General features: G+C 70.7%; 16 protein-coding genes. 15 read left to right on the forward strand and 1 reads right to left on the reverse strand.

Annotated elements, in window-relative coordinates; all coding sequences use genetic code 11:
* The 3 genes from M0P34_RS08265 to M0P34_RS08275 form a co-directional block, all read left to right on the forward strand.
* Positions 1-189: NifU family protein (locus tag M0P34_RS08265; RefSeq protein WP_291498330.1), on the forward strand; the 189-nt coding region annotated here is incomplete at its 5' end.
* 88 nt (positions 190-277) lie between these two features.
* On the forward strand, positions 278-1,681 hold the full coding sequence (gltX, locus tag M0P34_RS08270; RefSeq protein ID WP_291498332.1) for a glutamate--tRNA ligase: 1,404 nt from the start codon (positions 278-280) through the stop codon (positions 1,679-1,681).
* Positions 1,682-1,696: 15 nt separating this feature from the next.
* Positions 1,697-2,359: an acetyltransferase gene (locus tag M0P34_RS08275; protein ID WP_291498334.1), complete on the forward strand. Its 663-nt coding sequence runs from the start codon at positions 1,697-1,699 to the stop codon at positions 2,357-2,359.
* 82 nt (positions 2,360-2,441) lie between these two features.
* On the opposite strand, the gene rpmB is transcribed toward M0P34_RS08275, so the two are convergent.
* Positions 2,442-2,657, reverse strand: a complete 216-nt coding sequence (gene rpmB, locus M0P34_RS08280; protein WP_291498335.1) for a 50S ribosomal protein L28 — start codon at positions 2,655-2,657, stop codon at positions 2,442-2,444.
* 209 nt (positions 2,658-2,866) lie between these two features.
* Between rpmB and M0P34_RS08285 the strand changes: the two genes are divergently transcribed.
* The 12 genes from M0P34_RS08285 to M0P34_RS08340 form a co-directional block, all read left to right on the forward strand.
* Positions 2,867-3,394, forward strand: coding sequence for a DUF177 domain-containing protein (locus M0P34_RS08285; protein WP_291498337.1), 528 nt, complete (start codon positions 2,867-2,869; stop codon positions 3,392-3,394).
* A 57-nt stretch (positions 3,395-3,451) separates the two neighbouring features.
* On the forward strand, positions 3,452-3,634 hold the full coding sequence (gene rpmF / locus M0P34_RS08290) for a 50S ribosomal protein L32 (RefSeq protein ID WP_291498339.1): 183 nt from the start codon (positions 3,452-3,454) through the stop codon (positions 3,632-3,634).
* Complete coding sequence (gene plsX / locus M0P34_RS08295; RefSeq protein WP_291498341.1) at positions 3,624-4,646, forward strand: phosphate acyltransferase PlsX; 1,023 nt, start codon at positions 3,624-3,626, stop codon at positions 4,644-4,646. The genes rpmF and plsX overlap by 11 nt, the downstream gene beginning before the upstream one ends.
* A 43-nt stretch (positions 4,647-4,689) precedes the next feature.
* Positions 4,690-5,667, forward strand: coding sequence for a beta-ketoacyl-ACP synthase III (locus M0P34_RS08300; RefSeq protein ID WP_291498343.1), 978 nt, complete (start codon positions 4,690-4,692; stop codon positions 5,665-5,667).
* Positions 5,668-5,843: 176 nt separating this feature from the next.
* Positions 5,844-6,587: a 3-oxoacyl-[acyl-carrier-protein] reductase gene (gene fabG, locus M0P34_RS08305; protein WP_291498345.1), complete on the forward strand. Its 744-nt coding sequence runs from the start codon at positions 5,844-5,846 to the stop codon at positions 6,585-6,587.
* Between the two features lie 56 nt (positions 6,588-6,643).
* Positions 6,644-6,874 (forward strand): acyl carrier protein, encoded by a 231-nt coding sequence (gene acpP, locus M0P34_RS08310; protein ID WP_291498347.1) that lies wholly within the window; start codon positions 6,644-6,646, stop codon positions 6,872-6,874.
* A 123-nt stretch (positions 6,875-6,997) separates the two neighbouring features.
* Positions 6,998-8,242, forward strand: a complete 1,245-nt coding sequence (fabF, locus tag M0P34_RS08315) for a beta-ketoacyl-ACP synthase II (protein WP_291498348.1) — start codon at positions 6,998-7,000, stop codon at positions 8,240-8,242.
* A 60-nt stretch (positions 8,243-8,302) separates the two neighbouring features.
* Positions 8,303-9,544 (forward strand): serine hydroxymethyltransferase, encoded by a 1,242-nt coding sequence (gene glyA, locus M0P34_RS08320; protein WP_291498351.1) that lies wholly within the window; start codon positions 8,303-8,305, stop codon positions 9,542-9,544.
* A gap of 105 nt (positions 9,545-9,649) precedes the next feature.
* On the forward strand, positions 9,650-10,108 hold the full coding sequence (locus tag M0P34_RS08325) for a cytidine/deoxycytidylate deaminase family protein (protein WP_291498353.1): 459 nt from the start codon (positions 9,650-9,652) through the stop codon (positions 10,106-10,108).
* On the forward strand, positions 10,095-11,234 hold the full coding sequence (ribD, locus tag M0P34_RS08330; RefSeq protein ID WP_291498355.1) for a bifunctional diaminohydroxyphosphoribosylaminopyrimidine deaminase/5-amino-6-(5-phosphoribosylamino)uracil reductase RibD: 1,140 nt from the start codon (positions 10,095-10,097) through the stop codon (positions 11,232-11,234). Before M0P34_RS08325 ends, ribD begins: the two co-directional genes overlap by 14 nt.
* Positions 11,235-11,236: 2 nt before the next feature.
* Entirely contained in the window at positions 11,237-11,905 is a 669-nt protein-coding gene (locus tag M0P34_RS08335; RefSeq protein ID WP_291498357.1) for a riboflavin synthase, read from the forward strand.
* 49 nt (positions 11,906-11,954) lie between these two features.
* On the forward strand, positions 11,955-12,266 hold a 312-nt coding region (locus tag M0P34_RS08340; protein WP_291498359.1), incomplete at its 3' end, for a 3,4-dihydroxy-2-butanone-4-phosphate synthase.

The raw sequence follows: 12,266 nt of genomic DNA on the forward strand, positions 1-12,266 counted from the left end.
ATCCGCCCCGCCCTGCAGGCCGACGGCGGCAACGTGGAACTGGTGGATGTCACGCCCGAGGGCGTGGTCCGCGTGCGCCTGACCGGCGCGTGCAAAGGCTGCCCCATGGCCGGGCAGACCCTGCGCCTGGGCGTGGAGCGCGTAATCCTGGCCGAGGTGCCCCGCGTCGTGCGCGTGGAGGCCGTCTAGGCTCCGGCGCCCGCCGGGCCCCTGCCTCCTTCTTCCTTATAATACGACCCCGCGCGCACCCGCGCGCCGTCCGCATCCGGAGACAGCAATGAGCAAGGTGGTCACCAGGTTCCCCCCCAGCCCCACGGGGTTTCTGCACATCGGCGGCGCGCGCACCGCGCTGTTCAACTGGCTCTTCGCCCGGGGCCGGGGCGGCGAGTTCGTCCTGCGCATCGAGGACACCGATCAGGCCCGCTCAACCCCCGAAATGACCCAGGCCATCGTGGACGGCATGACCTGGCTCGGCCTGCACTGGGACCACGGCCCCTACCTGCAAAGCGACCGCACCCCGCTGTACGACCAGTACATCGAGCGCCTGATCGCCTCGGGCCACGCCTACTACTGCGACTGCACCCCCGAGCAGGTGGACGCCATGCGCGAAACCGCCAAGGCCGCAGGCAAAAAGCCCAAGTACGACGGCTCCTGCCGCCACAGGAACCTGGGCCCCGGCCCGGGCCGCGTGGTCCGCTTCCGCGCGCCCGAGGGCCTGTGCGCCTGGGCCGACATGGTCAAGGGCCCCATGGAGATGGACTTCGAGGAAATGGTGGACGATTTCGTCATCCGCCGGGGCAACGGCTCGCCCATGTACAACCTGGCCGTGGTGGTGGACGACGCCGACATGGGCGTGACGCACATCATCCGCGGCGAGGACCACCTGTCCAACACGCCCAAGCAGATCGCCCTGTACATGGCCCTGGGCCTGTCCGTGCCCGCCTTCGGCCATGTGCCCATGATCTTCGGGCCCGACCGCAAGAAGCTCTCCAAGCGCCACGGCGCCATGAGCGTCATGGAATACGAGGCCATGGGCTTCCTGCCCGAGGCCGTGGTCAACTACCTGCTGCGCCTGGGCTGGGGTCACGGCGACCAGGAGCTGTTCACCCGCCAGGAGATGGTGGAGCTGTTCTCCGAAAAGGGCCTGGGCACCTCCCCGGCCATGTTCGACATGGCCAAGCTGGAGGCCGTGAGCGCCCATTACATCAAAGAAGCCGACCCTGCGCGGCTGGCCGGGCTGCTGCCGCGCTTCCTGGCCGAGCTGGGCGTGGCCGACCCCGACCCCGCGCGACTGGCCGCGGCGGTGCCGCTCTACCAGCCCCGGGCCAAGACCCTGCGCGAAATGGCCGAGGGCATGGCCTTCTTCTTCGCGCCCGATCAGGCCCTGGAGCATGACCCGGCGGCCCTGGCCAAGTTCGTCACGGCCGAAAGCGCGCCCCTGCTGGAGGCCGCCGCGCGGCTGGTGGAGGAGGCCCCGGTGTTCGAGCCCGGGCCCCTGGAGGAGGGCTTCAAGACCTGGCTGGACGGCCAGGGCCTGAAGTTCAAGGCCGTGGCCCAGCCGGTGCGCGTGGCCCTGTCGGGCCGCACGTTCTCGCCCGGGCTGTTCGAGATGATGCTCGTGCTGGGCCGCGAGTCCACTGCCTGCCGCCTGCGCCGGGCCGTGGCCCTGGCCGGGGCCTGAGGCCGGGGAGGCCGCATGGACGCCCTGCTCATCGTCGGCGCGTCGGGCCACGCCAAGGTGGTCGCGGACATCGTGGAGCGCCAGGGCCTGTGGCGCGTGGCGGGGTTCATCGACGCCACCCTGCCCGCCGGGGCCGGGCATTTCGGCCTGCCGGTGCTCGGCGGCGAGGACGCCCTGGTCCAGGCGGCCCGGGCCCACGGGGTGCGGGCGCTGCTGGTGGCCATCGGCGACAACGCCGTGCGCGCGCGGGTGGCCGGGCGCCTGGCGGCCCTGGCCCCGGGGCTGGCCTTCGCCACGGCGGTTCACCCGGCGGCCAGCATCGCCCGGGGGGCCGCCATCGGCCCGGGCAGCGTGGTCATGCCCGGGGCGGTGCTCGGGCCCGACACGCGGGTGGGCAGCCACTGCATCGTGAACACCGGCGCCAGCCTGGACCACGACGGGGTGCTGGAGGACTTCGCCAGCCTGGGCCCCGGGGCGGCCCTGGGCGGCAACGTCCGCGTGGGCACCTTCGCCCATGTGGGCCTGGGCGCCTCGGTGATCCACGGCGTGAGCGTGGGCGAGCACGCGGTGCTGGGCGCCGGGGCGGTGGCCGTAGCCGACGTGCCCGCGCGGGTGGTGGCGCTGGGGGTTCCGGCCCGGGCCGTGCGCGGGCGCGAACCCGGGGAACGCTACTACTGAGGCCGCGCCGAAGGCCACGGAAAAGGCCCCGCCGGGCATGCCGGGCGGGGCCTGAACGTTCCTGGGGCGCGGAGCCTGGAGGCTACTCCTGGGCGGCAGCCTTGGCCACGGGCTTGGCCACGGCGCCGGAGCGGATGCAACGGGTGCAGACGCACATGCGCTGCACGGAGCCGTTGTCCAGCTGCACGCGCACGTTCTGCAGGTTGGGCATGAAGCGACGCTTGGTCTTGTTGTTGGCGTGGCTGACGTTGTTGCCGACCTGGGGCCGCTTGCCGCAGATGTCACATGTCTGGCTCATGGATGGTCCTCCTTTATTCCCGGCGGTGTGGCCCCCGGCCACCCGCTGCGCGATTTCGAAATGGATTCCGCCGGGGCCGCCCGGCCCTTCCGGCCTTTCAGCCGCAGCGAATTTGCCTCCTTATATCTTCCCCGAACAAAAGGCAAGCGCTTTTACCTTGACAACGGGACGATTTCGGATAGACCTAGTGCCTCGCGCGAGGCAGCACCATGATAAAAAGCATTTGGCTGGATATTTCCGACATCCCGGCGGAAGGCCGGGAATTTTCGTTTGACGACCAGGCCGTGTGGACCGGCCCGGCCGCCGCTTTCGGCATGGACGCGACCGTCACCGCGCCCCTGTCCGCCACGGTGCGCGTCTGGCCCCACGGCCGGGGGGCCACCATGGCCGGGCGGCTCACCGGCGAGGTGACCCTGCCCTGCGCCCGCTGCACCCGGCCCGCCCCCTGCGCCGTCGACCAGGAGTTCGAGGTCTCCGAGAGCCTGGACGACGAGGACGCCACGGGCGAAAGCCCCCTGCGCGAGCAGGACGGAAAAATTGAGCTTGACGCGGGGGCGATCCTCTGGGAACAGTTCGTCCTCGCTTTGCCCGGCAAGGCCCTGTGCTCGCCGGGCTGCAAGGGCCTGTGCGCCCGCTGCGGGGCGGACCTGAACCTCGAACCCTGCGCCTGCGGGGACGAGGAAGGGGATCCGCGCCTGGCGGCCCTGCGCGGGCTGACCATCGGCCGCAAGAACTAAGCCGCCCCCGGGCGGACACGGGCCCCGGCCCGAAGAACGAATAAAGAGGTAACCGCAATGGCTGTCCCGAAAAAGAAGACCTCCAAGTCCAGAAAGGGCATGCGCCGCGCCCACGACCACGTCGCCAAGCCCACCGTGATCTACTGCGAGTGCGGCGAGCCCACCGTGCCCCACCGCGTGTGCGCGAGCTGCGGCGTGTACAAGGGCAAGCAGCTGCTCGCCGTGGACAATGCCGAGTAGCATCCCGCGCATTGCCGTGGACGCCGCGGGCGGCGATCACGGCCCCGGGGTCAACGTCCCCGGGGCCCTGGCCGCCGCGCGCGAAAAGAGCCTGCGCCTGCTGCTGGTAGGCGACGCCTCCGCCCTGGAGGCCGAGCTCGCCCGCCACGACACCGCCGGGCTGGACGTGGAAATCGTCCACGCCTCGGAGGTCGCCGCCATGTCCGACAAGCCGTCGGACGTGTTGCGGCGCAAAAAGGATTCCTCCATCCAGGTGGCCTGCCGCCTGGTGAAGGAGGGCCGCGCCGACGGCGTGGTCAGCGCCGGGAATTCGGGCGCCTCCGTGGCCTGCGGGATGTTCGTCATCGGCAGGGTCAAGGGGGTGCTGCGCCCGGCGTTTGCCGGCATCCTGCCCACGGTCAAGGGCCCCATGGTCCTTCTGGACGTGGGGGCCAACGTGGACTCCCGGCCCGAGCACCTCTTCCAGTTCGGCATACTGGGCGATGTCCTGGCGCGCGACGTGCTGCGCTACGACTCCCCCCGGGTGGGCATCCTGTCCATCGGCGAGGAGGAGGGCAAGGGCAACTCCCAGGTCAAGGAAGCCTTCGAGATGCTCAAGGCCTCGTCGCTGCGCTTTGTGGGCAACGTCGAGGGCCGCGACATCTTCACCGGCGATGTGGACGTGGTGGTCTGCGACGGCTTCGTGGGCAATGTGGCCCTCAAGCTGGCCGAGGGGCTGGCCTCCAACATGGGCAAGGTCCTGAAGCGCGAGCTGACGGGCAGCCTGCTGGGGCGCCTGGGCACCCTCCTGGCCATGGGCCGCCTCAAGCGCTTCGCGCGCTTTGCCGACTACGCCGAATACGGCGGCGCCCCGCTGCTCGGGCTGCAGGGCATAGTCATCGTCTGCCACGGGGCGTCCAACACCAAGGCCATTTCCAGCGCGGTCAAGATGGCCGGGCGGTTCGTGGCCAGCGGCGCCAACGAGCACATCCACCAGGCTCTCGAGAAAAACCGGGACCTCACCCGGGCCTAGCCGCGCGGGCCCCGGCCCGCCGCCAAAACCAGGGATTCCCACCATGCCAGCGTACATCTGCGGAGTCGGGCTGCACGCGCCCGCGAACATCGCCAACCACGACCTGGAAGCGCGCGTGGAGACCAGCGACGAGTGGATCGTCACCCGCACGGGCATCCGCCAGCGCCACATCGCCCAGGGCGAGGTCACCTCGGACCTGGGCACCCAGGCCGCCCGCGCGGCCCTGGCCGACGCCGGACTGGACGCCGCCGACGTGACCCACGTCATCTGCGCCACCTGCACGCCCGACTCCTACTGCCCCAACACCGCCACCCAGATCGCCCGCAAGCTGGACCTGGCCGCGCCCATGGCCCTGGACCTCAACGCGGCCTGCTCCGGCTTCCTCTACGCCCTGCAGATGGCCCGGGCCCTGACGACCCTGGAGCCCGGGGCCACGGTGCTGGTGGTGGCCGCCGAGGTGCTCTCCTCGCGCGTGAACTGGACCGACCGCACCACCTGCGTGCTGTTCGGCGACGGGGCCGGGGCGGCGGTCGTCCGCGCACAGCCCGCCGCCCGGGCCATCGAGATCGTGGACGCCATGCTCGAGTCCGACGGCAGCCACGGCGGGCTGCTGACCATCCTTGGCGGCGGCTCGGCCCGGCCCTACGCCCCGGGCGAACCCGTGGGCGACGACTTCTTTGTCCAGATGAACGGGCGCGAGGTCTTCAAGGTCGCCGTGCGCAGCATGACCGACGTGTGCCGCCGGATGCTCGAACGCCACGCCATGACCGTGGACGACCTGGACATGTTCGTCGCCCACCAGGCCAACCTGCGCATCATCGAGGCAGTGGGCAAGAAGCTCGACCTGCCCGCGCACAAGGTCTTCGCCAACGTGCAGCGCTACGGCAACACCTCCGCCGCCAGCGTGGGCATCGCCCTGGCCGAGGGCTGCGCCGACGGCACCTTCGCCCCGGGGGGGCGCGTGCTGCTGACCACCTTCGGCGCCGGGTTCACCTGGGGCGCGGTGTTGCTCCAATTTTAGGCTGCGCCCGCAACCATGTTTTCAACACATTGGAATAAATAAAAAATCAGACCGGGACAGCCTGTTGCCCCCGCCGTTGATTTAGGCTACAAACACGGCTTCGAGGCGAACCGGACAACCCCTCGCGCCCCGGGCGCGGCCAGACGCGGGCCCCGGCCCGGAAGCACCACACCATCATGAGCGACCTCCCCAAGACAGCACTGGTTACCGGCGGATCCCGAGGCATCGGCAAGGCCTGCGCCCTGCGCCTGGCCGCCGACGGCTTCCAGGTCTACCTGACCTATGTGAGCCGCCCCGAAGAGGCCCAGGCCACCGTCGAGGCCATCGAGGCCGCCGGGGGCCGCGCCCGCGCCTTCCGCCTGGACCAGGGCGACCGCGCGGCCATCGCCGCCTTTTTCGCCGAGCACATCAAGGACAAGGTCCACCTGGCCGCGCTGGTCAACAACGCGGGCATGACCCGCGACGGGCTGCTCATCCGCATGAAGGACGAAGACTGGGACGCCGTGCTCGGGGTGAACCTCTCCGGGGCCTTCGCCTGTCTGCGCGAGGCCGCCAAGATCATGGGCCGCCAGCGCGCCGGGCGCATCGTCAACATGGCCTCCGTGGTCGGCCAGTCGGGCAACGCGGGCCAGGCCAACTATGTGGCCTCCAAGGCCGGGCTCATCGGCCTGACCAAGACCGCCGCCCTGGAGCTGGCCCCGCGCGGGGTCACCGTCAACGCCGTGGCCCCGGGCTTCATCGCCACGGACATGACCGCCGTGCTGCCCGAAAAAATCACCGAGGCGATGCTGGAGCGCATCCCCCTGCGGCGCCTGGGCACCCCCGAGGACATCGCCGGGGCCGTCTCCTTCCTCGTTTCCGACGCCGCCGCGTACGTCACGGGCCAGTGCCTGTCCGTCACGGGCGGCATGTACATGTAACGCCAACAAGCGGCGGGCCCGCCCGCCAACAAAGCAAATTGAAGACTGGAGGAACAATGTCCGTCGAAGCCAAAGTCAAAGAGATCATCGTGGACCAGCTGGGCGTTTCCGCCGACGAAGTGCACAACGACGCCTCCTTCGTCGAGGACCTGGGCGCCGACTCCCTGGACCTGACCGAGCTGATCATGGCCATGGAAGAGGAGTTCGGCATCGAGATCGACGACGACGAGGCCCAGAAGCTCGTCAAGGTGCAGGACGCCATCGACTACATCGCCAACAACAAATAGGGCCACGCCCTGCCGCTGCCCTTCGCGGAGCGTCTTGTGGCCCTGCGGGGCCACGAGACGCTTCCGTTTTCTCCGTCAACCCCACCCCGGTGAGCCCGCCCCCAGGGGCTCAAGCGAGGCTGTATGCACAGGAAAAGGGTCGTCGTTACCGGCCTTTCCGCCATAACCCCCATCGGTAACGACCTGGAAACGAGCTGGACGAACCTGCTGGCCGGCACCAGCGGGGTGGCCCCCATCACGCGCTTTGACGCCGCCGATTTCGCCACCACCATCGCCGCCGAGGTCAAGGGCTGGGACGCCACCGCGCACATTCCCATGAAGCAGGCGCGGCGCATGGAAATCTTCACCCAGTACGCCGTGGCCTGTGCCCAGGCCCTGCTGGCCCACGCGGGCCTGGAGCTGGACGGCGAGACCGCCGCGCGCACGGGAACCATCCTCGGCTGCGGCCTGGGCGGGCTGGAGACCATCGAGAACCAGCACGCCAAGTACATGGAAGGCGGGGCCCGGCGCGTGTCGCCCTTCTTCATCCCCATCGTCATCGGCAACATGGCCCCGGGCCAGGTGGCCATCTTCACCGGCGCCAAGGGCCCGAACCTGGCCATCACCTCGGCCTGCGCCTCGGGCACCCACGGCATCGGCTACGCCTTCACCGAAATCGCCATGGGCCGCGCCGACGCCATGATCACCGGCGGGGTGGAGTCGACCATCAGCCCCCTGGCCGTGGGCGGCTTCTGCGCCATGAAGGCCATGAGCACCCGCAACGACGAGCCCGCCCGCGCCTCGCGCCCCTTCGACAAGGACCGCGACGGCTTCGTCATGGGCGAAGGCTGCGGCATGCTGCTGCTCGAGGAGCTGGAGCACGCCCGCCGACGCTCGGCCACCATCTACGGCGAGGTCGTGGGCTTCGGCGCCTCGGCCGACGCCTTCCACATGACCGCCCCGCCCGAGGACGGCGCGGGCATGGCCCTGGCCATGTCCGCCGCCCTGCGCGAGGCCGGGGTGGCCCCCGCCGAGGTGGACTGCATCAACGCCCACGCCACCAGCACCTACCTGAACGACCTGTGCGAGACGCGGGCCATCAAGTCCGTCTTCGGCGCCCACGCCAAGCGCGTGTCCGTCACCGCCAACAAGTCCATGATCGGCCACCTGCTCGGGGCCGCCGGCGGCGTGGAGGGCGTGTTCTCGGTGCTCAGCCTGTACCACGGCGCCATCCCCGGCACCGTGAACCTGGACAACCCCGGCGACGAATGCGACCTGGACTACACCGCCCAGGGCACCGTGCGCCGCCGCGTCGACTATGTGCTGTCCAACTCCTTCGGTTTCGGCGGCACCAACGGCTCCGTGCTGTTCAAGCGTTTCGAGGACTAGCAAGACCGCCACGGGCCCCGCGCGGGGCCCGCGCAACAGAGCACCAGGAAGGATACCGCGATGGAAGAACTGTTCCTGCAAGACCGCGAGGTCGCCAAGGCCGTCACCCAGGAGATCGACCGCCAGATCCACAACGTGGAGCTCATCGCCTCGGAGAACTTCACCTCCCCGGCGGTGCGCCAGTGCATGGGCAGCGTGCTGACCCACAAGTACGCCGAAGGTTACTCCGGCAAGCGCTACTACGGCGGCTGCGAGTATGTGGACATCGTCGAGGACCTGGCCTGCGACCGCGCCAAGGCCCTGTTCGGCTGCGCCTACGCCAACGTGCAGCCGCACTCCGGGTCCCAGGCCAACATGGCCGCCTATTTCGCGGCCTGCGAGCCCGGTGACACCGTCCTGGCCATGGACCTGTGCCACGGCGGCCACCTGACCCACGGCAGCCCGGTGAACTTCTCGGGCAAGCTCTACGACATCAAGGCCTACGGCGTGGACCGCCAGTCCGGGCTCATCGACTACGACGCCCTGGAAAAGACGGCCAAGCAGTGCCGCCCCAAGATGATCATCGCCGGGGCCACCGTGTACCCGCGCATCATCGACTTCGCCCGCTTCCGGGCCATCGCCGACGAGGTGGGCGCCACGCTGATGGTCGACATGGCCCACATCGCCGGGCTCATCGCCGCCGGAGTCCACCCGACCCCCGTCGGCCACGCCCACATCGTGACCACCACCACGCACAAGACCCTGCGCGGCCCGCGCGGCGGCATGATCCTGGCCGACGACCCCGACCTGGGCAAGCGCCTGAACTCGCAGATCTTCCCCGGCATGCAGGGCGGCCCGCTCATGCACGTCATCGCCGCCAAGGCCGTGGCCTTCGGCGAGGCCCTGCGCCCCGAGTTCAAGACCTACCAGGTCCAGGTGGTGGCCAACTGCCGGGCCCTGGCCAAGCCGCTGCTGGCCGCCGGGTTCGACCTGGTTTCCGGCGGAACGGACAACCACCTCATCCTGGTGGACCTGACCGCCAAGGACATCACCGGCAAGGACGCCCAGATCGCCCTGGACAAGGCGGGCATCACGGCCAACAAGAACACCGTGCCCTTCGACACCCGCTCGCCCTTCGTGACCTCGGGCATCCGCCTGGGCTCGGCGGCCATGACCACCCGCGGCTTCAAGGAGGCCGACATGGAGCAGGTGGGCCAGTGGATCGTCGACGCCCTGGCCGACGTGAACGACGAGGCGCGCCTGGCCGACATCCGCGCCAAGGTCCGCGACTACACGAGCAACTTCCCGCTCTTCGCCTGGTAGGCCGCCCGGGCCGGTCCGCCGGGGCGGCGCATGCCGCCCCGGCCCGGGCCGCCCCGGCCGCGAATTGACATCACGCCCGGCCCCCGGGCCCGGAGGTGGAGGCACATGAACACGCGAATGTCCTGGCCCGACTATTTCATGGGCATCACCTACCTGGTGGCCGAACGCTCCACCTGCACCCGGCGCAAGGTCGGCGCCGTGGCCGTGCGCGACAAGCGCATCCTGGCCACGGGCTACAACGGCGCCCCCAGCGACACCCCCCACTGCCTGGACATCGGCTGCCTGCGCGAGGAGCTGGGCGTGCCCTCGGGCCAGCGCCACGAAATCTGCCGCGGCCTGCACGCCGAGCAGAACGTGATCATCCAGGCCGCCCTGCACGGCGTGAGCATCAAGGGCGCGGACCTCTACTGCACCACCCAGCCCTGCCTCATCTGCACCAAGATGCTCATCAACGCCCAGGTGGCGGCGGTCTATTTCACCGAGGCCTACCCCGACCCCCTGGCCGAGCGGATGATGGCCGAATCCGGCGTGACCTTCACGCGCATCGCCTATGACCGCCCCTAGCCACGAGGAATTCATGCGCCAGGCCGCGGCCCTGGCGGCCCGGGGCCGCGGCGCCACGGCGCCCAACCCCTGCGTGGGCGCGCTGCTCGTGCGCGGGGGCGAGGTGCTGGCGCGCGGCTGGCACCGGCGCTGCGGCGGGCCCCACGCCGAGCCCGAATGCCTGGCCGACGCCCGCTCCAGGGGCGTGGACCCCGCGGGCTGCACCCTGTATGTGACCCTGGAACCCTGCAACCACCAGGGCCGGACCCCGCCCTGCACCCGGGCCATCCTGGAGGCCGGGATCCGCGAGGTGGTGGCCGGCATGGCCGACCCCAACCCCGTGGCCGGGGGCGGGGCCGAGTTCCTGCGCGCCAACGGCGTGGCCGTGCGCATGGGGGTGGAGCAGGCCCTGTGCCGCGACCTGGTGGCGGACTTCCTGGTCTGGCAGCGCACGGACCGGCCCTACGTCTACCTCAAGCTGGCCAGCACCCTGGACGGGCGCATCGCCACGCGCACGGGCCATTCGCGCTGGATCAGCGGGCCCGAGTCGCGCGCGGCGGTCCATGCCCTGCGCGCGCGCTGCCAGGCGGTCATCGTCGGCGGGGGCACCCTGCGCGCCGACGACCCCCGACTCACCGTGCGCCTGCCCGGCGACGTGCCCGCCCCCGGGCCCCAGCCCCTGGCCGTTGTGGTCACCAGCGCCCTGCCCGGGCCGGACGATTTCGCCCTGACCCGCGAGCGCCCGCAGGAAACCATTTTCTGGACCGGCGAGGCCCAGGCGGCCACGGGGCAGGCCGAAGCCCTGCGCGCGCGCGGCTGCCGCGTGTGGGCCCTGCCGCCCGCCCCGGGCCCCCGCCAGGGGCTGGACCTGGGCCGGGGCCTGGCCCGGCTGCGCGAGCAGTGCGCGGCGTGGTATGTGCTGTGCGAGGGGGGCGGGTCTTTGGCCTTGAGTTTCCTGCACGCGGGGCTTATGGACGAGTTCCGGCTCTTCGTGGCCCCCAAGATACTGGCCGACGGCCAGGCCCGGCCGCTGATGGACGGCCTGGCCCCCCAGGTCATGGACCAGGCCCTGGCCATGCGCTGGAGCGCGGCCCGGCCCAGCGGCGAGGACGTCTTGCTCATCTACCGCCCCCGGGAGGACGGCTAGCCATGTTCACAGGACTGGTGGAGTGCACCGGCGCCGTGGTCGGCCTGGAGCCGCGCGGCGCGCAGACGCGCCTGCGCGTGAGCCCGGCGTCCATGCGCGATTTCGTGGCCGGCGAGAGCATCGCCGTCAACGGCGCCTGCCTGACGGTGGAAACCTTCGGGCCGGACTGGTTCGCGGCCTACGCCTCGGCCGAGACCCTGCGCGTGACCAGCCTGGGCGCACTGCGCACCGGGGCCCGGGTCAACCTGGAGCGCGCCCTGGCCCTGGGCGGGCGCCTGGGCGGGCACCTGGTTTCGGGGCATGTGGACTGCCTGGCCGAGGTGGCCGCCGTGCGCCCGGCGGGCGAGTCGCGCATCTACCGCCTCGCCTTTCCCGCCGCCTTCGGCCCGCAGGTCATCGCCAAGGGCTCCGTGGCCCTGGACGGCGTGAGCCTGACCGTCAACGCCTGCGGCGACGACTGGCTGGAGGTCAACGTCATCCCCGAGACGCAGCGGGTGACGACCATCGCCTCCTGGGCCCCCGGCCGGGCCGTGAACATGGAGACGGACTTGATCGGCAAGTATGTGCAGCGTATGCTCGGCCCCTGGGCCGCGCGCGCCGGGGCCCGCGGCGAGTCCGCCCCCGGGCCGGGCCCCATCACCGAGGACTTCCTGCGCAGGCACGGATTCTGATACGACCACACCGGGGCGGCGCGAGCGCCCCGCCGCAAGAGGACGCCACATGCCCATTGTTTCGGCTGAAGAAGCCATCGAGGAAATCCGCAAGGGACGGATGATCATCCTGGTCGACGACGAGGACCGCGAAAACGAGGGCGACCTGACCATCGCCGCCGAATTCGCGACGCCCGAGGCCATCAATTTCATGGCCACCCACGGGCGCGGGCTCATCTGCCTGTCCATGGCCCCGCAGCTGGTGGAACGCCTGCAACTGCCCATGATGACCACCAAGAACGAGTCGGGCTACGGCACGCCGTTCACCGTGTCCATCGAGGCCCGCCGGGGCGTGACCACCGGCATCTCGGCCTACGACCGC

This window comes from Desulfocurvus sp., assembly GCF_023230885.1.
In the GTDB taxonomy this organism is placed as follows: Bacteria; Desulfobacterota; Desulfovibrionia; order Desulfovibrionales; family Desulfovibrionaceae; genus Desulfocurvus.

Excerpts from the sequence above, each read along its gene's own strand:
- gltX (WP_291498332.1), top strand. The coding sequence starts at position 278 with ATGAGCAAGGTGGTCACCAGGTTCCCCCCCAGCCCCACGGGGTTTCTG.
- M0P34_RS08275 (WP_291498334.1), top strand. The coding sequence starts at position 1,697 with ATGGACGCCCTGCTCATCGTCGGCGCGTCGGGCCACGCCAAGGTGGTC.
- rpmB (WP_291498335.1), bottom strand. The coding sequence starts at position 2,657 with ATGAGCCAGACATGTGACATCTGCGGCAAGCGGCCCCAGGTCGGCAAC.
- M0P34_RS08285 (WP_291498337.1), top strand. The coding sequence starts at position 2,867 with ATGATAAAAAGCATTTGGCTGGATATTTCCGACATCCCGGCGGAAGGC.
- rpmF (WP_291498339.1), top strand. The coding sequence starts at position 3,452 with ATGGCTGTCCCGAAAAAGAAGACCTCCAAGTCCAGAAAGGGCATGCGC.
- plsX (WP_291498341.1), top strand. The coding sequence starts at position 3,624 with ATGCCGAGTAGCATCCCGCGCATTGCCGTGGACGCCGCGGGCGGCGAT.
- M0P34_RS08300 (WP_291498343.1), top strand. The coding sequence starts at position 4,690 with ATGCCAGCGTACATCTGCGGAGTCGGGCTGCACGCGCCCGCGAACATC.
- fabG (WP_291498345.1), top strand. The coding sequence starts at position 5,844 with ATGAGCGACCTCCCCAAGACAGCACTGGTTACCGGCGGATCCCGAGGC.
- acpP (WP_291498347.1), top strand. The coding sequence starts at position 6,644 with ATGTCCGTCGAAGCCAAAGTCAAAGAGATCATCGTGGACCAGCTGGGC.
- fabF (WP_291498348.1), top strand. The coding sequence starts at position 6,998 with ATGCACAGGAAAAGGGTCGTCGTTACCGGCCTTTCCGCCATAACCCCC.
- glyA (WP_291498351.1), top strand. The coding sequence starts at position 8,303 with ATGGAAGAACTGTTCCTGCAAGACCGCGAGGTCGCCAAGGCCGTCACC.
- M0P34_RS08325 (WP_291498353.1), top strand. The coding sequence starts at position 9,650 with ATGAACACGCGAATGTCCTGGCCCGACTATTTCATGGGCATCACCTAC.
- ribD (WP_291498355.1), top strand. The coding sequence starts at position 10,095 with ATGACCGCCCCTAGCCACGAGGAATTCATGCGCCAGGCCGCGGCCCTG.
- M0P34_RS08335 (WP_291498357.1), top strand. The coding sequence starts at position 11,237 with ATGTTCACAGGACTGGTGGAGTGCACCGGCGCCGTGGTCGGCCTGGAG.